General features: G+C 55.8%; 17 protein-coding genes. 7 read left to right on the forward strand and 10 right to left on the reverse strand.

The window, feature by feature from the left end; translation table 11 throughout:
* The first annotated feature begins 239 nt into the window (after positions 1 to 239).
* Together SK47_RS14175 and SK47_RS14180 are read left to right on the forward strand one after the other, a co-directional pair.
* Positions 240 to 1,616, forward strand: coding sequence for a diaminobutyrate--2-oxoglutarate transaminase (locus tag SK47_RS14175; protein ID WP_015572345.1), 1,377 nt, complete (start codon positions 240 to 242; stop codon positions 1,614 to 1,616).
* Positions 1,617 to 1,634: 18 nt separating this feature from the next.
* Entirely contained in the window at positions 1,635 to 3,101 is a 1,467-nt protein-coding gene (locus SK47_RS14180) for a pyridoxal phosphate-dependent decarboxylase family protein (protein WP_003859252.1), read from the forward strand.
* A gap of 44 nt (positions 3,102 to 3,145) precedes the next feature.
* Here SK47_RS14180 and SK47_RS14185 read toward each other — a convergent pair whose 3' ends face one another.
* Genes SK47_RS14185 through SK47_RS14195 form a run of 3 tightly spaced genes read right to left on the reverse strand, consistent with a single transcriptional unit; the run spans position 3,146 to position 6,932 of the window.
* On the reverse strand, positions 3,146 to 5,344 hold the full coding sequence (locus SK47_RS14185; protein WP_048244549.1) for a polysaccharide biosynthesis tyrosine autokinase: 2,199 nt from the start codon (positions 5,342 to 5,344) through the stop codon (positions 3,146 to 3,148).
* Entirely contained in the window at positions 5,344 to 5,793 is a 450-nt protein-coding gene (locus tag SK47_RS14190) for an arsenate reductase/protein-tyrosine-phosphatase family protein (RefSeq protein ID WP_003859256.1), read from the reverse strand. The genes SK47_RS14185 and SK47_RS14190 overlap by 1 nt, the downstream gene beginning before the upstream one ends.
* Positions 5,793 to 6,932, reverse strand: coding sequence for a polysaccharide export protein (locus SK47_RS14195; RefSeq protein ID WP_032609687.1), 1,140 nt, complete (start codon positions 6,930 to 6,932; stop codon positions 5,793 to 5,795). Before SK47_RS14195 ends, SK47_RS14190 begins: the two co-directional genes overlap by 1 nt.
* Positions 6,933 to 7,412: 480 nt before the next feature.
* Here SK47_RS14195 and SK47_RS14200 point away from each other — a divergent pair, with 480 nt between their 5' ends.
* Positions 7,413 to 7,745 carry an RcnB family protein gene (locus SK47_RS14200; RefSeq protein ID WP_003859260.1) on the forward strand — a complete coding sequence of 111 codons (333 nt, stop codon included), beginning with the start codon at positions 7,413 to 7,415 and terminating at the stop codon, positions 7,743 to 7,745.
* On the forward strand, positions 7,696 to 8,175 hold the full coding sequence (locus SK47_RS14205) for a GNAT family N-acetyltransferase (RefSeq protein ID WP_032609688.1): 480 nt from the start codon (positions 7,696 to 7,698) through the stop codon (positions 8,173 to 8,175). Before SK47_RS14200 ends, SK47_RS14205 begins: the two co-directional genes overlap by 50 nt.
* Before the next feature lie 89 nt (positions 8,176 to 8,264).
* On the opposite strand, the gene apbC is transcribed toward SK47_RS14205, so the two are convergent.
* Complete coding sequence (gene apbC / locus SK47_RS14210; RefSeq protein ID WP_003859263.1) at positions 8,265 to 9,374, reverse strand: iron-sulfur cluster carrier protein ApbC; 1,110 nt, start codon at positions 9,372 to 9,374, stop codon at positions 8,265 to 8,267.
* Positions 9,375 to 9,511: 137 nt separating this feature from the next.
* On the opposite strand from apbC, the gene metG reads away from it, so the two are divergent.
* Positions 9,512 to 11,545 carry a methionine--tRNA ligase gene (gene metG, locus SK47_RS14215; protein WP_023324959.1) on the forward strand — a complete coding sequence of 678 codons (2,034 nt, stop codon included), beginning with the start codon at positions 9,512 to 9,514 and terminating at the stop codon, positions 11,543 to 11,545.
* A gap of 109 nt (positions 11,546 to 11,654) precedes the next feature.
* On the opposite strand, the gene SK47_RS14220 is transcribed toward metG, so the two are convergent.
* Genes SK47_RS14220 through SK47_RS14230 form a run of 3 tightly spaced genes read right to left on the reverse strand, consistent with a single transcriptional unit; the run spans position 11,655 to position 14,570 of the window.
* Positions 11,655 to 12,125, reverse strand: coding sequence for a YehS family protein (locus tag SK47_RS14220; RefSeq protein WP_003859267.1), 471 nt, complete (start codon positions 12,123 to 12,125; stop codon positions 11,655 to 11,657).
* Between the two features lie 46 nt (positions 12,126 to 12,171).
* On the reverse strand, positions 12,172 to 12,891 hold the full coding sequence (btsR, locus tag SK47_RS14225; protein ID WP_022648676.1) for a two-component system response regulator BtsR: 720 nt from the start codon (positions 12,889 to 12,891) through the stop codon (positions 12,172 to 12,174).
* Positions 12,885 to 14,570 carry a sensor histidine kinase gene (locus SK47_RS14230; RefSeq protein WP_003859271.1) on the reverse strand — a complete coding sequence of 562 codons (1,686 nt, stop codon included), beginning with the start codon at positions 14,568 to 14,570 and terminating at the stop codon, positions 12,885 to 12,887. Before SK47_RS14230 ends, btsR begins: the two co-directional genes overlap by 7 nt.
* 218 nt (positions 14,571 to 14,788) lie before the next feature.
* Here SK47_RS14230 and mlrA point away from each other — a divergent pair, with 218 nt between their 5' ends.
* Positions 14,789 to 15,529 carry an HTH-type transcriptional regulator MlrA gene (gene mlrA, locus SK47_RS14235; RefSeq protein WP_003859273.1) on the forward strand — a complete coding sequence of 247 codons (741 nt, stop codon included), beginning with the start codon at positions 14,789 to 14,791 and terminating at the stop codon, positions 15,527 to 15,529.
* Positions 15,530 to 15,598: 69 nt separating this feature from the next.
* Positions 15,599 to 15,712, forward strand: a complete 114-nt coding sequence (locus SK47_RS23305) for a protein YohO (protein ID WP_022648678.1) — start codon at positions 15,599 to 15,601, stop codon at positions 15,710 to 15,712.
* On the opposite strand, the gene SK47_RS14240 is transcribed toward SK47_RS23305, so the two are convergent.
* The 3 genes from SK47_RS14240 to SK47_RS14250 are packed head-to-tail and all read right to left on the reverse strand — an operon-like array spanning position 15,687 to position 18,508.
* Positions 15,687 to 16,424 (reverse strand): ABC transporter permease, encoded by a 738-nt coding sequence (locus SK47_RS14240; protein WP_003859277.1) that lies wholly within the window; start codon positions 16,422 to 16,424, stop codon positions 15,687 to 15,689. The two genes, SK47_RS23305 and SK47_RS14240, sit on opposite strands and share 26 nt — an antisense overlap.
* Positions 16,408 to 17,358 (reverse strand): ABC transporter ATP-binding protein, encoded by a 951-nt coding sequence (locus tag SK47_RS14245; protein WP_022651508.1) that lies wholly within the window; start codon positions 17,356 to 17,358, stop codon positions 16,408 to 16,410. The genes SK47_RS14240 and SK47_RS14245 overlap by 17 nt, the downstream gene beginning before the upstream one ends.
* Positions 17,351 to 18,508 (reverse strand): ABC transporter permease, encoded by a 1,158-nt coding sequence (locus tag SK47_RS14250; protein ID WP_048208356.1) that lies wholly within the window; start codon positions 18,506 to 18,508, stop codon positions 17,351 to 17,353. Before SK47_RS14250 ends, SK47_RS14245 begins: the two co-directional genes overlap by 8 nt.

Consider the following 18,508-nt stretch of genomic DNA (forward strand, 5'->3'; position numbering starts at 1 on the left):
TTACAATGCTGACAAATCATACGTAAGCTGCTGTTTTTATTTAGCATAAAGTGCAATCTTCCCCATACAAACGGCGTTCTTCCCTGCCCTGTGCCCTGTGTCACAAAACAGTAAACAAATTAACCATTGAGCCCGGTGACAAAAGGCTCTATATTGGCGGCGTTTTTTTCAGGCCCCATCTGTTTTTTAACTTTTTATTCAATCGTGGCTCATAACGAAGCGGCGGTTGTAGGAGTGATATGATGACGGATAAAGTCCGTATTGACACCGTAGATGCCCACAAAAGCAACGAAACCTATCTGGCCCGTCAGGCCGAATTTGAATCTAACGTCAGGAGTTATCCGCGCAAACTGCCTTTAGCGATCACAAAAGCAGAAGGCGTGTGGATCACCGATGCAGATAATAAAGAATACCTTGACTGTTTAGCAGGCGCAGGCACCCTCGCGCTTGGACACAATCATCCTGATGTGCTGAAAAGCATCCAAAATGTCATTACCAGCGGCTTGCCGTTACATACCCTGGATCTGACCACGCCGCTGAAAGACGCGTTTTCAGAATACCTTCTCTCTCTGTTGCCTGGTCAGGGCAAAGAATACTGCCTGCAATTCACTGGCCCGTCCGGGGCTGACGCCGTTGAAGCGGCGCTGAAGCTGGCGAAAAAAGTGACCGGTCGTAGCGGTATCATCAGTTTCTCTGGTGGTTACCACGGTATGACCCACGGCGCACTGTCCGTCACCGGCAACCTGTCTCCTAAAGAAGCGGTTGACGGTATGATGCCAGAAGTCCAGTTCATGCCTTACCCACACGAGTACCGTTGCCCACTGGGTATCGGTGGTGAAGCGGGCGTGAAGGCGCTGACCTACTACTTCGAAAATCTGATTAACGACGTTGAAAGCGGCGTGCGTAAACCTGCCGCGGTGATCCTCGAAGCCGTTCAGGGTGAAGGCGGCGTGAACCCGGCGCCTGTTGAGTGGTTGCAGCGCATCCGTAAAGTCACTCAGGAACACGGTATCCTGCTGATCCTCGACGAAGTCCAGGCTGGCTTTGCCCGTACCGGTAAATTCTTTGCCTTCGAACACGCAGGTATCGAGCCAGACATCATCGTGATGTCTAAAGCAGTCGGTGGCGGTCTGCCGCTGGCCGTGCTCGGTATCAAAAAGCAGTTCGATGCATGGGCGCCAGGCCACCATACCGGTACCTTCCGCGGCAACCAGCTGGCGATGGCAACCGGTCTGACGACGCTGAAGATCCTGAAAGACCAGAATATCGCGGGCAAAGTGGCCGCACAGGGCGAATGGCTGAAAGGCCAGTTGAAAGAGATGGCGAAACGCTATCCGGTTATCGGTCACGTTCGCGGCCTGGGCATGATGATCGGTATTGAGATCGTTAAGCCGCACGAAGCCGCTGACCACATGGGTTGCTTCCCGGGCGACGGCGAGCTGTCTGCACTGATTCAGAAGAAGTGCTTCGAAGCAGGCTTGATTCTGGAGCGTGGCGGCCGTAACGGTATCGTTCTGCGTCTGCTGCCTTCTCTGCTGATCAGCGATGACGAGCTGAAAGTCTTCCTGGATAAATTCGAGCAGGCACTGCTTGCTGCGGGCGTTAGCCCGGCGTAACCGGAGTTATTGATTACGATGTCTGATTCAAACCCAATTTTGTTCTCCTCTGCGCAGAGCATTGAAGCTTACCAGCAGGCGATTGAACAAAGCACTCAGGCTGTGATGCAGTGGCTGAAACAGCCTGAGATGTACCAGGGCAAAACGGTCGCGGAGCTGCGCGACCGTATTAAGCTGGATTTCAACCCGAAAGGGCTGGGTAACGAAGCGGCGATTGAACGCGCCGTGGAGTTCTTCCTGAAAGACAGCTTGTCCGTTCATCACCCGCAGTGTGTGGCGCACCTGCACTGCCCAAGCCTGGTGGTTAGCCAGGCGGCGGAAGTACTGATTAACGCCACCAACCAGAGTATGGACTCCTGGGATCAAAGCCCGTCCGCAACCATCATCGAGATCAAACTGATCGAGTGGCTGCGTACCCGCGTGGGTTATCAGGCTGGCGACGCAGGCGTCTTCACCAGCGGCGGTACCCAGAGTAACCTCATGGGGCTGATGCTGGCGCGTGACGCGTTCTTTGCGCGTCAGGGCCACTCGGTTCAGCAGGACGGTCTGACAGGCGATCTGCGTAAGATCCGCGTGCTGTGCTCGGAAAACGCACACTTCTCCGTGCAGAAAAACATGGCGCTGATGGGTCTGGGCTACCAGTCCGTGGTGCAGGTGAAAACGGACGAATTCTCCCGCATGGATCTCACCGATCTGGCGGCGAAAATCGAACAGTGCAACGCGAACGGCGAGCAGATCCTGGCGATTGTGGCCACGGCCGGTACGACCGATGCGGGTGCTATCGATCCGCTGCGTGCTATTGCTGAGCTGGCTGCGAAACAGAATATCTGGGTGCACGTTGATGCGGCCTGGGGCGGCGCGCTGCTGATGTCTGAGCAGTATCGTCACTACCTGGACGGTATCGAGCTGGTGGATTCCGTCACCCTGGACTTCCACAAGCAGTTCTTCCAGACCATCAGCTGCGGTGCGTTCCTGCTGAAGGAAGCGCGTCACTATGAGCTGATGCGCTATCAGGCGGCCTATCTGAACTCTGAGTTCGATGAAGAAGCGGGTGTACCTAACCTAGTCTCCAAATCTCTGCAAACCACGCGCCGTTTCGACGCGCTGAAACTGTGGATGAGCCTGGAAGCGCTGGGTCAGGAGCAATACGCGGCAATCATCGATCACGGCGTGACGCTGGCACAGCAGGTTGCGGCTTACGTGAAAGAGCAGTCTGCTCTGGAACTGGTGATGCAACCCCAACTGGCAAGCGTGCTGTTCCGCTTCCGTCCGCAGGCGCAAATGGATGACGCCGGTATTGCCCTGCTGAACCAGAAAATTGGCGATGCGCTGCTGGAGTCTGGCCGTGCAAACGTCGGTGTGACCGAGCATAACGGTATCACCTGCCTGAAGCTGACTCTGCTGAACCCAACCGTGACGCTGGAGGATGTTAAAGTCCTGCTGTCTCTGGTTGAGCGTACCGCGCAGGAAGTGATGGCGAAGTAATGCTTATCCCTCTCCCACCCGGGAGAGGGATTGTTTTTCCCGCGCTAACGCCTGTCTCCTTTTTTCCTCGAAGCATAACCGTAATCACACTGGCTGTACCCCGAGCTGTAAAACAGCGCTGCGGATTTAACAATATCGTTGAGGATTGTGCCGCTGACCTTAACACCAACATGCTGGAGACGTTTAACAGTATTCTCCATCTCTTTCACGCTGGTTTTATCGAAACGGGCAACCATTAGCGTTGTTCCGGCTGCTCTGGCGACCAGCGAGGCATCGGTGACGGCCAGGACCGGCGGAGTATCAATGATGACAATGTCATATTGCTCGTTAACCCAGGACATGATGTCAAGGAAGCGTTCGCTTAACAGCAATTCTAACGGACGCAGGGGTTCCGGGCCGCAGGTGATGACGTCAATTCCCGCTTTTTCAGCATGCTGAATGACCTCCGTACAGTCGCATTTCCCTTCGAGCAGGCAGGACAATCCGTAGCGGTTCTCCAGGCCAAAAATATTATGAACATAGCCCTGGCGCATATCCGCATCAATAAACAGCACTCGCTGACCGCTCTGCCCGGCGACGGCCGCCAGATTCGTCGCCACCAGCGTTTTTCCGCAGTCCTGAGTGGGGCCAGAAATCATCACAATGCGGTTCTCAGCCTCCATCATGGCGAAATACAGACTGGTTCGCAGCCCGCGTACCGCTTCAACAAACATATCAGCAGGGCGATCGACGGGCAGGAAAGGTACATCCGAGGTTTTGTGTTTCCAGCGACGAGAGAACGGATTTTTTCTGCGCAAATGCGTTTTACTCCACAGCCACTGGGAACGTGGCAACGTAGCCAGAACCGGCAGCCCCTGCGCTTCCAGCTGCTCGGAAAGCGTGATCCCACGTTTGAACGCCTGGCGTACCAGCACGGTCCCCATTGCGAGCATTAGGCCGAACAGCGCGCCAAGAATGATGATTAACGCTTTTCGCGGCTTTATCGGATCCGGGTGCGTAACCGCCTCATCAATGATCCTCACGTTCCCGACAGCGCTGGAGCGGGAAATATTCAGCTCCTGCTGACGCGTCAATAGCTGTAAATAAATGGTGCGGCCCGACTCAACATCGCGGCTCAGGCGTAAAATCTCCTGCTGCGTGGAGGGCATAGCTGACACACGGTTATTCAGGCGATCCCGTTCCCGCTCAAGGGTCTGTCTCTTTTCATGCAATGCACGATAGGTAGGGTGACTCTTTTTAAAGAGCTGGGAGATCTCTGCCTCCCGGAACGTCAGCTCATTTAGCTGGTTCTCAACGTTCACTACCTGATCCAGTACGGATTTTGCCTCTAAAGACAGATCCACCGAGTCACGCTGCGCCCGATAAGCATTCAGCCGTGCTTCAGCCTGATCCAGATCCGCTCTGATTTTCGGCAACTGCTCCTGTAAAAAATCCAGACTACGAGAATCCTGAGCCTCCTGGCGCGCGATATTTTGCTGAAGATAATTGTCAGCAATCGCATTCAGCACCCGGGCGATGTTGTCAGGATTTTCACCCGTCAGGGTTAAGGTCACGATACCACTCTGTTTCTCCGACTCCGCAACCGTGAGGCTCTTCTTCAGGGCGTTGATCGTCTCCAGCCGCGTCAACGATTTAAGCGAAAATTGCGTGCCTGGCGTCGCCTCAATCGACGTCACCAGCAGAACGATCCCTTGCGTGACCAGCGTTTTCCCAACCCGACCGTCTGCCTTAATGTTTTCGCCCGTCAGGTGATATTTTCCCGCTTCCTGTACGGTCAGCGTGAGCTCTTGCGCTTTGCCTTCCACCTGCGGGATCTGGAGTTCACCTAACGTGATCTTACCCTGCCCACGCCCATGCAGACGCTGCCAGAGACGCCCCACCACAGGCAAAACGAGCTGCTTTGCCTGCTGCGTCAGACCTAATTTGTCGACGGTCTCGCCGAGGATCATGCGTGATTTCAGCAGTAAAATTTCAGGGGCAACATCCGGCGAAACATCGGTGCCCAGCTGACTCAGCCCTTTAAGCAGACTGTTATCCTGTTTGCTTTCTATTTGCACCATGGCATCCGCCTGATAAACAGGGGGTGTAACCCAGGCATAGAGACCGGCGCATAGGGTGAACAGGAATGTCACGCACAGAATCATCGTGCGGTGGTCGATCATCTCGACGAGCAAACGAACGAGATCGACTTCATGTTGTTGGGGTGCCGCTGCACCATAATTGTCTGTTGTGTAAGACGACATTAATGCTTCATTCCTTTCTGACCTAAACGACGTGCCCATTCCTGGCTGGCTTTACCCAATAGCCCGAACACATATTCAAACGCTTCCCGGCTTTTACGGTAGGGATCGGGGATATCCTGCGGCTCCAGCCATTGCCCAAAAAGCAGCGACTTTCCCCTGCTCTCCGGCGCCATGGCCGCAATGAAGCGAAGATGTTCCGGCTCCATCACCAGGATAAGATCGGATCCCTGCATCAGATTGCGTGTCAGCCGGCGCGCCACATGACCGTCGAGGGAGATCCCATGCCGCCAGGCGACGTCCTGGGCGCTGTCATCCGCCGGGCACCCCTCAAGCCCGTATATCCCCGCCGAGGCGATATGTCTGTCGGGCAGGTGCTGGCGTAAAAGCCGCTCCCCAATCGGAGAACGGCAGATATTTCCGGTGCAAACCACGAGTATTGATTTGAACATTATTGCGGCCACGATCTGATGTAACGAACCGTTTCGGTAAGGTCATGCACCCCGCTGATGGTCGGAACAAGCTGTGATATCACGCGATTCCAGCGGGACAGTGGTGCAGTGGTGACATAGACAATGTCATAAGGCTCAAGCTGAAACTCGGTGCCTAACACCATGGCTGATGCGTCCTGAGCATTGAGCTGGTAGATGTTGGCAATTTTCTCTGAACGCTCGCTTTTCGGCAGCGAACGAATGACAAAAATTCCGGTGGCATCGGCCATATTCTGGTTCAGCCCACCCGCATTGCCCAGCGCTTCGGCCAGGGTCATGCCGCTGCGATCCATTTTCAGCGTGCTCTGTTTAACGACCTCGCCCATGACGAACACTTTCAGCGCATCGTTACGGGGGACAAACAGAATATCGCCGGGATAGAGCAGCTTATTTTGGGTGAGATCGCCATGCTGCATCAGCGCATATAGCGAGAGGCGCATATCCTTCCCATTATGCGTCAGCACGACATTGCGCCAGTCCGCGTCGGCAGAGAGCCCCCCTGCGGCGTTCACGGCATCCATTACCGTTAACGGGATATTGGTGATAGCCTGCTGCCCCGACTTCACCACCTCGCCCGTCACATAGGCTTTTTGCGAGCGGAAAGAGGCGACGCTGACGTCCACCTGCGGACTTTCAATGACATTGTTCAGCCGGGCCGTGATCTCCTCGCGTACCCGTGCGACCGTTTTGCCTGCCACCTGCAATTTACCGACATAAGGATAGAAAAGCGTACCGTCAGCATTAACCCAGTTACCGGTGTCACTGGCGCTGCGATACTGCCCTGCCGGGGTTGTCAGTTCAGGGTGATCCCAGACGGTGACGGTCAAAATATCCCCAACGCCGATACGGTATTCCCAGTTTTTGACCTGTTCATCCAGCTTAGGATTTGCCTGAGATTTAAGGGCCGATGGTCGCAATTTTTCAATTAACGAAGGCGTAAGAGGATAAACATCAATCCGCTTCTCCAGACGATCGTTTGCATTTTCTGTGGTCATCACCTGTTTTCCAGCAAGATCCAGATGCTGACCCGGTGAAAATACGCAGCCAGATAATGGCGTAATAATTAAAAACAATATCGAAAAGACTGTTGTGTTTTTCATTGAGTAAAAATTTCTTTTTATAGTATTGATTATCGAATACGTACCGAAATGATTCTTTCCATTCTAAAACAACCCCTTACCGCTAAATTAATTAACAGTGATGGCAGTAACATTTAAAAAACCACAGCATTCCTGCGGCCTGGCTTTTACAGCCATGCATCGTCTGACTAACGGATTAGGAAAGAGGGTTTCGGGCAATCTTAAATGTTCTATTCGTTTAATGCATGCCTGGATCTTTGTAAATTTGCTTTGAAAAAGTTTTTTCAGAATTAATTAATAAACCCATAATTATGTTATCTGCGTAAGCCAATATTTATTCATCGAAGAAATAATTAATGACGGTTGCGACTACACAAAACCGTGCGCTTTTGTTACATTTTTTGCAAACTCACCCTGTGAGGATACTTAAAATGAACTGTCTGCCATCCGTTTGCGGATCTGCACACAAAAAGTATCAGTAACGATATGACTGGAGAAAAAATGGCTAAGCGTAAATTGTTGCTTCTGGGTGTATTAGTGTCACTGGCGGGGGCCGCGCACGCTGCACCGCAAGCGTCGACAGCGCCTTCCGGCATCAAGGCCTACGAAGAACAAGAGTTTATTGCCGATTTTACGAAGTTCAAAATTGGCGACACCGCGCCCGCGCAGTATCAGACGCCCGAGTACACCATCAAACAGTACCAGCTACGTAACCTTCCTGCGCCCGATGCCGGCACACACTGGACCTACATGGGCGAGAATTATGTTCTGATTGGCGATGCCGATGGCAAAATCTACAAAGCCTATAACGGAGATATTTTCTATCACCGCTGATACGATCCTAATCCGTCCGTGGCAGGAGAGCGATCGCCCTTTCCTGCGCACGCTGTTCCTCCACGCCCGGCGTGAAGCCTGGCCGTGGCTGGACAGTTCTGCGTGGCAGCTTGAAGATTTTGACGCGGCAACCCTGGACGAAGAGATTTGGGTGGCGGAGCAGGATGGGCACCGACTTGGCTTTGCCTCAGTCTGGACGAACGATAATTTTCTGCACAACCTGTTTGTCGATCCGCAGTATCAGCGTCTGGGAGTGGGTCATTTGTTACTGGAACAGGTACAGAAGACGTTTACCAGTACAGGCGCGCTGAAGTGTCTGGTGAAGAATGAACGGGCTATTGCGTTTTACCATCGCCACGGCTGGCACATTGAAGCGACGGGAGATTCTCCGGACGGGGAGTATTATTTGATGCACTATCGGCTTGGGTAAAGTCAGGTGGCGCTATGCTTACCTGACCTACAAAATCGAGGTAGGCCGGGTAAGGCAAAGCCGTCACCCGGCACTAACGCGCAGAGGCGTTACACCGCGCGGAAGGCGATTTCACCCGGGATCACTTCCCCCTGCCAGTAGAGCTGCGCCGCAACGCGCCCTGCAAGCTGGCGATACATCTGGGCAAATTCGCTGTCCGGGCGGCTGACCACCGTTGGTTTCCCGCTGTCCAGGTCTTCACGCAAGGAAATATGCAGCGGCATCTGCCCCAGCAGCTGGGTGTGATACTGCGCAGCCAGCTTCTCCGCACCGCCGGTACCAAAGATGGGCTCATGGTGCCCGCAGTTGCTGCAAATATGCATGCTCATGTTCTCGACGATACCCAGTACCGGCACCTCTACCTTCTCGAACATGACGATGCCTTTTTTGGCGTCGATCAGCGCGATATCCTGCGGCGTGGTGACTACGACGGCGCCGGTAACCGGAATGTTCTGCGCCAGCGTCAGCTGGATATCACCGGTGCCCGGCGGCATGTCCAGCACCAGATAATCGAGGTCAGGCCACATTGTCTCCTGCAACATTTGCAGCAGCGCTTTGCTGGCCATCGGGCCACGCCAGACCATCGCGTTATCGTCAGTAACCAGATATCCAATGGAGTTGGTCGCCAGACCGTGCGCCACGATTGGCGCCATGTGGGTGCCGTCCGGCGAAGTTGGACGCTGGTTTTCCGCCCCCAGCATGTTTGGAATGGACGGGCCATAGATATCCGCATCCAGAATGCCGACCTTCGCCCCTTCTGCCGCCAGTGCAAGCGCCAGATTCACGGCGGTAGATGATTTACCCACCCCGCCCTTGCCAGAGCTGACGGCGATGATGTTCTTCACGCCGTTAACTCCCGGCTGATTTTTCACGCGCTTGAGCGTGGCGATGCTGTGGCTTAGCTTCCAGTCAATTGCTTTTGCGCCAGTAATGCGCAGCAGCTCAGAGCTGGTTTGCTCTTTCAGGGCATCAAAGGCGCTGGTCCAGACGAACGGCATCTGTAGCTCGATGTGCAGCGTATCGTCCAGCCATGCGACGTGATGAAGCGCTTTCAGCGTCGTGAGATTGTGCTTCAGGGTTGGATGCTGAAAATTAGCCAGCGTCCCGGCGACCATTGCTCGTAAGGCTTCCGGTGATTTGGCCTGGGATTGAGAACTCATCCCGACTCCTTTGTTCTTGTGAATAAGACCTTAGACAAACAAGTTTACCTGAAAGGCCGCGGTTTGTGCTTACTTAATAATGCCCCTTTTGGTAATATCGAAAACCCTTTTCACAGTTAAAAGAAGTAATGCCTACTATGACTCAAGTCGCGAAAAAAATTCTGGTAACGTGCGCCCTGCCGTACGCCAACGGCTCAATCCACCTCGGCCACATGCTGGAGCATATCCAGGCTGATGTCTGGGTCCGTTACCAGCGAATGCGCGGCCACGAGGTGAACTTTATCTGTGCGGACGATGCCCACGGCACGCCGATCATGCTGAAAGCGCAGCAGCTGGGCATTTCCCCGGAACAGATGATCGCCGAAATGAGTCAGGAGCATCAGACCGATTTTGCTGGCTTTGACATCAGCTATGACAACTATCACTCCACACACAGCGACGAAAACCGCGAGCTGTCAGAGCTGATCTACACCCGTCTGAAAGAGAACGGTTTCATTAAAAACCGCACCATTTCTCAGCTGTACGATCCGGAAAAAGGCATGTTCCTGCCGGACCGTTTCGTTAAAGGCACCTGTCCGAAATGTAAATCCCCGGACCAGTACGGCGATAACTGCGAAGTGTGCGGCGCGACCTACAGTCCGACCGAGCTTATCGAACCGAAATCCGTGGTTTCCGGCGCGACGCCGGTGATGCGTGACTCCGAGCACTTCTTCTTCGACCTGCCGTCGTTCAGCGAAATGCTGAAGGCGTGGACCCGCAGCGGTGCATTGCAGGAGCAGGTCGCGAACAAAATGCAGGAGTGGTTCGAATCCGGTCTGCAACAATGGGATATCTCCCGCGATGCGCCATACTTTGGCTTCGAAATCCCGAACGCGCCGGGCAAATATTTCTACGTCTGGCTGGATGCGCCGATTGGCTACATGGGCTCCTTCAAGAATCTGTGTGACAAGCGCGGCGACACCGTAAGCTTCGACGAATACTGGAAGAAAGATTCCGATGCCGAGCTGTATCACTTCATCGGTAAAGACATCGTTTACTTCCACAGCCTGTTCTGGCCAGCAATGCTGGAAGGCAGCAACTTCCGCAAGCCGACCAACCTGTTCGTACATGGCTACGTAACGGTGAACGGCGCGAAGATGTCTAAATCTCGCGGGACGTTTATTAAGGCCAGCACCTGGCTGAACCACTTCGACGCGGACAGCCTGCGCTACTACTACACCGCGAAGCTCTCTTCCCGCATCGACGATATCGACCTGAACCTGGAAGATTTCGTGCAGCGCGTGAACGCGGACATCGTCAACAAGGTGGTGAACCTGGCGTCACGTAACGCAGGTTTTATCGCCAAACGCTTTGACGGCGTGCTTTCTGCCGAACTGGCCGATCCTGAGCTGTATAAAACCTTCACCGACGCCGCCGCTGCGGTTGGCGAGGCCTGGGAAAGCCGTGAATTCGGTAAAGCCATTCGCGAAATCATGGCGCTGGCAGACGTGGCCAACCGCTATGTGGACGAGCAGGCGCCGTGGGTGGTGGCGAAACAGGAAGGTCGCGACGCCGACTTGCAGGCGATCTGCACCATGGGTCTGAACATGTTCCGCGTGCTGATGACCTGGCTGAAGCCGGTTCTGCCGCAGCTGGCAGCCCGCGCGGAAGCATTCCTGAACACCGAACTGACCTGGGATGCCATCCAGCAGCCGCTGCTCGGCCACAAGGTGAACACCTTTAAAGCGCTGTACAACCGCATCGAGATGAAGCAGGTTGAAGCCCTGGTGGAAGCATCCAAAGAAGAGGTGAAAGCGGCTGCCGCACCGGTGACCGGCCCGCTGGCGGACGATCCGATTCAGGAGACCATCACCTTTGATGATTTCGCTAAAGTCGACCTGCGCGTGGCGCTGATCGAAAACGCAGAGTTCGTGGAAGGCTCTGACAAACTGCTGCGTCTGACGCTGGATCTGGGCGGCGAGAAACGTAACGTCTTCTCCGGCATTCGTTCCGCGTACCCTGATCCGCAGGTGCTGATCGGTCGTCAGACCGTGATGGTGGCAAACCTGGCGCCGCGTAAAATGCGCTTCGGCATCTCCGAAGGGATGGTGATGGCCGCAGGCCCGGGCGGAAAAGACATCTTCCTGTTAAGCCCTGACGAAGGCGCGAAGCCGGGTCAGCAGGTGAAGTAATAAAAAAGCCGGATGAGAATCCGGCTTTTTTTTGCCTGGCGGCGCTACGCTTGCACGGGCCGACGGGTTTTGTAGGCCGGGTCAGGCGAAGCCGCCGTCCGGCTAAAAATCACCCCTTCTGGTTATGCACCCGCTGCGTCAACCCACGCAGGAAATAACGCAGAAATTGATCCCCACACTCGCGGTAATTCTTATGATCCGGCGCGCGCATCATGGCGGTGATTTCCGGCATCGACACGCGAAATTTCTGCTCGGTCATGATCGCCAGAATGTCGTCAGTTTTCAGGCAGAAAGCAATACGCAGCTTTTTCAGCACCGTGTTGTTATTCACCCGACGCTCCAGCGCCAGCTCAGGAGCAGATTCATCTTTGCCGCGCTTGTCGTAGATCAGGCCGTTCAGAAAGCCCGACAGAATGATGTCCGGGCAGCGAACAAAACCCTCTTCATCTTCTTTAGTCATCCAGGTGTCGAACCCGGCGGACGTGGATTCCATGTCGGAGAGCGCAAGAATGCGCACCATGTCATTATTGTTCGCTTTCAGGGTGTAGCGCAGGCTACGAAGAATATCGTTACTTAGCATAGAGCCTTCGAATGTCGATGATGCAATGGCGCGCAGTGTACCAGTTTTACAGCCCTATCGCCTCTTTCAAACTTTTCAGGTAGCGACGACTGACGGGAACGGTTTGCCCGGCACGTAACACCAGCTCGGCCTGGCCGTTATCTTCCAGGCGGATCTCCTTCAGGTGCGCCATGTTCACCAGATACTGACGATGGCAGCGGATCAGCGGCGTGCGGCTCTCCAGCGTGCGCAGGGTCAGCTCGGTAAAGCCTTCGTTGCCTTCGGCGCTGGTGACGTATACCCCGCTCAGACGGCTGCTGACAAAGGCAACGTCGTCCATTTGCAGGAGGTAAATCCGGCTGTGCCCGGTACAGGGGATAAACTTCAGGGGCTGCTGATGCTCCGGCAGCAGCGTCACGTCCTGCGCGGTACGCTCCTGGCGCAGACGGGTCAGGGTCTTTTCAAGCCGTTTCTCTTCAATCGGTTTCAGCAGATAATCAAACGCGTGCTCTTCAAACGCCTTTACCGCGTACTCATCAAAGGCCGTCAGAAAGACGATATAGGGACGGTGCTCCGGGTCGAGCATGCCGACCATCTCCAGCCCGCTGATGCGCGGCATCTGAATATCGAGGAACAACACGTCAGGGCGCAGTTTATGCACCGCACCGATGCCTTCAATGGCATTGGCACATTCCCCCACAACCTCGATATCACTCTGCTCCTGCAACAGGACACGCAGGTTTTCCCGTGCTAACGGCTCATCATCAACAATCAGCACTCTTAACATGCGTTCTCCTCCAGCGGCAATCGTAAGGTAATTCGGGTATAGCGGTCTGGCTCACAGGCAACGGTGATACCGCAGTCGTCACCAAAATGCGCGCGCAGGCGTTTATCCACCAGGCTCATGCCCAGACCGCCTGACGCGGAAGCTTCATACAGCCCCGCGTTGTCTTCAATATCCAGCACCAGATGGTGGTTAAAACGGGACGCGGAAATCATGATTTCTCCGGTACCCAGCAGCTGCGAGGTCCCATGCTTAATGGCGTTCTCTACAATCGGTTGCAGGGTAAAGGCCGGAAGATGCTGATACGCCAGCTCATCCGGGACGGATAACGACACCTGTAAACGTGACTGGAAGCGCGCTTTTTCAATTTGCAGATAGGCGTTTACATGCTCAATCTCGTCCGCGAGGGTGACGATCTCCGAGGGACGCTTCAAATTTTTGCGGAAAAAGGTCGACAGAAATTGCACCAGCTGCGCGGCCTGATCGCTGTCGCGGCGGATCACTGCCTTCAGCGTGTTAAGCGCGTTAAACAGGAAATGCGGATTCACCTGAGCGTGCAGGAGCTTAATTTCTGACTGCGTCAGCAGCGCTTTTTGCCGTTCATACTGCCCCGCCAGGATTTGCGCCGAAAGCAGCTGGGCGATCCCCTCCCCCAGCGTGCGGTTGATGGAGCTGAACAGGCGGTTTTTGGCTTCGTAAAGCTTAATGGTGCCCATAACGCGCTGATTTTCGCCCCGCAGGGGAATGACCAGCGTAGAGCCGAGTTTGCACTGCGGATGCAGGGAACAGCGGTACGGCACTTCATTCCCGTCGGCATACACCACTTCACCCGTTTCAATAGCGCGCAGGGTATAGGCCGATGAGATCGGTTTGCCCGGCAGATGGTGGTCGTCGCCGGTGCCGGTAAACGCCAGCAGCTTTTCGCGATCGGTAATCGCCACGGCCCCGATATCCAGCTCTTTATACAGCACCTGCGCCACCTTCATGCTGTTCTCCTCGTTGAATCCCTGCCGCAGGATCCCTTCCGTCGACGCCGCAACTTTTAAGGCGGTGGCAGAAAATGCCGAGGTGTATTTTTCGAACATGGCGCGTTTGTCGAGCAGAATGCGCATAAACAGCGCCGCACCTACGGTATTGGTGACCATCATCGGTGCGGCAATACTGCTGACCAGATGTAACGCATCGTCAAACGGGCGCGCGATCAGCAGGATGATCGCCATCTGCGCCATTTCCGCCACGAAGGTGATCGCCCCGGCGGTAAGGGGACTGAACACTTTATCCGGCCGTCCGCGCTTAATCATATAGCTGTGGACGAGACCACCGAGCAGCCCTTCGACAATGGTGGAGATCATGCAGCTTAGCGCCGTCATACCGCCCATCGAATAGCGGTGCAGGCCGCCGGTTAACCCCACCAGACCGCCGACAACCGGGCCTCCGAGCAGCCCGCCCATTACTGCGCCGATGGCGCGCGTATTGGCGATGGAATCTTCGATATGGAGACCAAACCAGGTCCCCATAATGCAGAATATGGAAAATACGACGTAGCAGAGGAATTTGTGCGGCAGACGGACGGTGACCTGCATCAGCGGGATAAACAGGCGCGTTTTGCTCATCAACCAGGCGATGACAAGGAACACGCACATCTGCTGAAGCAACAGCAGCACCAGATTAAACTCGTACATACTCACAAACCGCACATTCTAAAAACGCGTAACATACACTGATAGCGGTTAACTTTCTTTGAAACGTGCCAAAAAAGCGATAAATCGTGTCTGTCATCACACCTTTTGCCGGAGATAACCTTTCTTTCGTATAATTTGTACAAAAAAGAATCAAATCTTCCTGGTTCCGCAAAGTGGGTCTACAGTTAAGCTGGGGACGCGCAAGCCTGGGGGCGAAAATGGCGCTTTACACAATAGGTGAAGTGGCACTCCTGTGTGATATCAATCCCGTTACGCTACGGGCGTGGCAGCGACGGTATGGATTGCTTAAGCCGCAAAGAACGGACGGCGGGCACCGCCTGTTTAACGATGCGGATATTGACCGGATCCGCGAGATCAAAAGCTGGATCGACAACGGCGTACAGGTCGGCAAGGTAAAATCGCTTCTGAGCCAGGACGATCCAGATACGCAGCATCTCTGGCGCGAGCAGCAGGAAACGCTGCTGAGGCTGTTGCAGAGTGGCAATTTGCAGCGTCTGCGCGGCTGGATCAAAGAACAGGGTCGAGACTACCCGGCGCAAACCCTGATCACTCATCTTTTTATTCCCCTACGGCGTCGGCTTCAGTGTCAGCAAACCACCTTACAGGCGCTGCTCAGCATGCTTGATGGCGTGCTGATTAACTATATTTCCGTCTGTCTTGCCTCAGCGCGGAATAAAAACAGCAAAGATGCACTGGTGATCGGCTGGAACGTACACGATACCACCCGGCTGTGGCTCGAAGCCTGGATTGCCACCCAGCAGGGCTGGCGCGTTGACGTGCTTGCCCACTCCCTGGCCCAGCTCAGGCCGGAACTGTTTGAGGGACAGACGCTGCTGGTCTGGTGCGGCGAAGTCCCCTCCGCTTCCCAGCAGCAGCTCCTTACGGAGTGGCGCGAACATGGTTATCCCGTTTACTCACTGGGTCCAAATGCGTCGTAACGGCATTTAATGGTTCATTAACAGCTGCGCTTCACCGTATAATTGTTCCGTTAACAACAGGAGCACATGATGAAGGCAACGAAACTGGCCGTAATTACTCTTTTTGCACTGATGGCTGTCAGCGGTATCGGTGGCGTTATGCTTGCAGGTTATTCATTTATTGTTCGCGGCGGTGTTGGCTGAGGTATCCGGCCAGGCGTTCAAACAGGCGATCCACCACAATTGCCGCCAGCGCAACCAGAATCGCCCCCTGAATAATGTAAGCCGTATTAAACCCGCTTAACCCGATAATGATCGGCGTTCCCAGCGTATTGGCTCCGACCGTCGAGGCGATGGTTGCCGTACCAATGTTGATTATCACGGACGTTCGCACGCCAGCGATAATCACCGGTGCGGCCAGCGGCAGTTCGACCTTCACCAGCCGCTGCCAGGCGCTCATCCCCATTCCTTCCGCTACGCTCAGCACCGATGCAGGCACCGCCGCAATCCCTGCCAGCGTCCCTTGCAGAATGGGCAACACGCCGTACAAAATCAGCGCAATGATGGCAGGCTCCTGCCCAAAACCGATCGCCGGCACGGCAATCGCCAGCACGGCCACCGGCGGGAAGGTCTGCCCCGTTGCGGCGATGGTCTCCACCAGCGGACGGAACTCCCTGCCCGCAGGCCGCGTCACCGCAATACCGGCGCCTGTGCCCAGCACGATAGCAATCACGCTTGACACCGCCACCAGCCAGAAGTGCGCCAGGGTGAGATTAACAAAGCTCTCCTGCTGGTATACCGGACGTGGCAGCCCGGGAATAAGCGCATTAAACAGCGCCGCGCTGTGCGGCATCAGGTAGAGTAAGGCGATAAATAGCCCTGTCAGCCAGAGTAACGGATCACGGACCCACTTCACGCGTCACCTCCCCCGCCAGCAGATCGCGAAAATGGATCGTCCCGCATGGCGTCCCCTGCCCGTCCGCAACGGGTAACACCTCACACTGCCGGGCGACAAACGCCGACAGGGCATCGCGCAGGCTCATCCCATCGTGCAGCGGTTCACCACCGATTTGCGCATCCTGCGGACGCAGATAGTCCCTGACGGTGCGCAGCGAGAGCAGCCTGACGCCCAGCTCGCTGCGGCCAAAGAATTCACGCACAAAATCGTTTGCCGGCGACGTTAACAGCTCAAGCGGCGTACCCTGCTGGACGACTTCGCCGTGATCCATCAGTACCAGACGATCGGCCAGCCGCAGTGCTTCGTCGATATCATGCGTCACCAGCACGATGGTGCGCCCGAGAATACGGTGGATGCGGCTCATCTCGGCCTGAAGTGCGCCGCGGGTGACCGGATCCAGTGCGCCGAAGGGCTCATCCATCAGCAGTACCTGCGGGTTAGCGGCCAGCGCGCGCGCCACCCCGACCCGCTGCTGCTGTCCGCCGGAAAGCTGGTGCGGATAGCGGTTACGAAGCGACGCGTCCAGGCCCAGCAGCGCCATCAGTTCGTCGACACGCTCATTGATCTTCCCCCGGGACCATTTTTCCAGCTGTGGCACGGTGGCAATGTTCTGCGCCACCGTCCAGTGGGGAAACAGGCCGATGGACTGAATGGCGTAGCCCATACGCCGCCGCAGCTCCAGCACCGGCAGGCTGCGGATCTCCTCTCCGGCAAAGCGAATCGTCCCGCTGTCGTGTTCCACCAGCCGATTGATCATCTTCAGCGTCGTGGATTTTCCCGACCCCGATGTCCCGATCAATACCGAGAACGCCCCCTCGGCAAAATGCAGATTAAGGTGGCTTGCCGCCGGACGGCCCGCAAAGGTTTTACTCACATCATGAAATTCAATCATTGGCTCTTCTCCTGAGCAGCGCGAGCCACAGGGCAAACAGGGCATCCAGTACGACCGCCAGCACAATTGTGGGCACGACGCCCAGCAACACCAGATCCAGCGCGCTACTGAGCAGCCCCTGGAAGACCAGTGCCCCAAAGCCGCCCGCCCCGATCAGCGCGGCAATCACCGCCATCCCCACGGTTTGCACTGTCACCACCCGCAGGCTGCGAACCAGCAGCGGAAGCGCAAGCGGCAGCTGTATTTTCCAGAAACACTGGCGCGCGCTCATCCCCATCGCATGGGCGCTTTCCAGCACGTCGGGCGGAACCTGGCTTAACCCCGCCACCACGCCGCGCACCAGCGGCAGCAGCGCATACAGCACAAGGGCAATCAGCGCTGGCGTCAGCCCGGTTCCGGCAATGCCTGCCGCGGCCAACGCAGGGAAGGATTTCACCAGACCGGCGAGGGGGGCAATCAGCAGGCCAAACAGGGCGACGGAGGGGATGGTCTGAATAACGTTGAGCACGGTAAAGACGGCGCCCTGGCGGCTGGTATGTCGGTAGCACCACATGCCCAGCGGCACGCCCAGCAGCAGCGCCGGGATCAGCGTCCCGAACAGGATCGTCAGATGTTGCGCCAGCGCGTTGTCAAATACCTCCTGGCGGTTGACGTACTCTTTTAACAGCGAGAGCTGATTCAGATCGCCGCTGAAGAGGATCAGCAGAGGGATAACCCAGAATTGCGCGTTCAGCAGCCAGCGCCAGACGGGTTGCGGCGTCAGACGGCGAATGGCATCGCTACAGACCAGCAGACAAAGTGCCAGCCACAGCCACAGCCCGCTACCAACCGACGTGCGCGCCAGCGGGCTTTCAACCGCGGCCATCTGCGTTGCCGCCTGTCCCGCGCTCCAGAACAGTACGATAAACAGCGCTTCGCTGAGCAAAAACGTCAGCCACAGGGCGGTTCGCCCCGGCCAGAAGGCTAAAGCAACAGTACTCGCCAGCGCCGCGCCCAGCAGCAGCGGCGTAAATGCCCAGATCTGCCAGAGCGCGCGCGGTTCGCCCGACACCAGACGGTTTGGCGCGACATTCACAAAAGGTAACGCGACCGCCGCGATGGCCACACAGGCCAACAGCAGCAGGACGCGGTTATGGCATTTTATTGGCAC

This window comes from Enterobacter sp. BWH52, from assembly GCF_001037565.1.
GTDB classification, from domain to species: domain Bacteria; phylum Pseudomonadota; class Gammaproteobacteria; order Enterobacterales; family Enterobacteriaceae; genus Enterobacter; species Enterobacter hormaechei_C.

Coding starts and splice junctions, on each gene's coding strand:
- SK47_RS14175 (WP_015572345.1), top strand. CDS start 240: ATGATGACGGATAAAGTCCGTATTGACACCGTAGATGCCCACAAAAGC.
- SK47_RS14180 (WP_003859252.1), top strand. CDS start 1,635: ATGTCTGATTCAAACCCAATTTTGTTCTCCTCTGCGCAGAGCATTGAA.
- SK47_RS14185 (WP_048244549.1), bottom strand. CDS start 5,344: ATGTCGTCTTACACAACAGACAATTATGGTGCAGCGGCACCCCAACAA.
- SK47_RS14190 (WP_003859256.1), bottom strand. CDS start 5,793: ATGTTCAAATCAATACTCGTGGTTTGCACCGGAAATATCTGCCGTTCT.
- SK47_RS14195 (WP_032609687.1), bottom strand. CDS start 6,932: ATGAAAAACACAACAGTCTTTTCGATATTGTTTTTAATTATTACGCCA.
- SK47_RS14200 (WP_003859260.1), top strand. CDS start 7,413: ATGGCTAAGCGTAAATTGTTGCTTCTGGGTGTATTAGTGTCACTGGCG.
- SK47_RS14205 (WP_032609688.1), top strand. CDS start 7,696: ATGGCAAAATCTACAAAGCCTATAACGGAGATATTTTCTATCACCGCT.
- apbC (WP_003859263.1), bottom strand. CDS start 9,374: ATGAGTTCTCAATCCCAGGCCAAATCACCGGAAGCCTTACGAGCAATG.
- metG (WP_023324959.1), top strand. CDS start 9,512: ATGACTCAAGTCGCGAAAAAAATTCTGGTAACGTGCGCCCTGCCGTAC.
- SK47_RS14220 (WP_003859267.1), bottom strand. CDS start 12,125: ATGCTAAGTAACGATATTCTTCGTAGCCTGCGCTACACCCTGAAAGCG.
- btsR (WP_022648676.1), bottom strand. CDS start 12,891: ATGTTAAGAGTGCTGATTGTTGATGATGAGCCGTTAGCACGGGAAAAC.
- SK47_RS14230 (WP_003859271.1), bottom strand. CDS start 14,570: ATGTACGAGTTTAATCTGGTGCTGCTGTTGCTTCAGCAGATGTGCGTG.
- mlrA (WP_003859273.1), top strand. CDS start 14,789: ATGGCGCTTTACACAATAGGTGAAGTGGCACTCCTGTGTGATATCAAT.
- SK47_RS23305 (WP_022648678.1), top strand. CDS start 15,599: ATGAAGGCAACGAAACTGGCCGTAATTACTCTTTTTGCACTGATGGCT.
- SK47_RS14245 (WP_022651508.1), bottom strand. CDS start 17,358: ATGATTGAATTTCATGATGTGAGTAAAACCTTTGCGGGCCGTCCGGCG.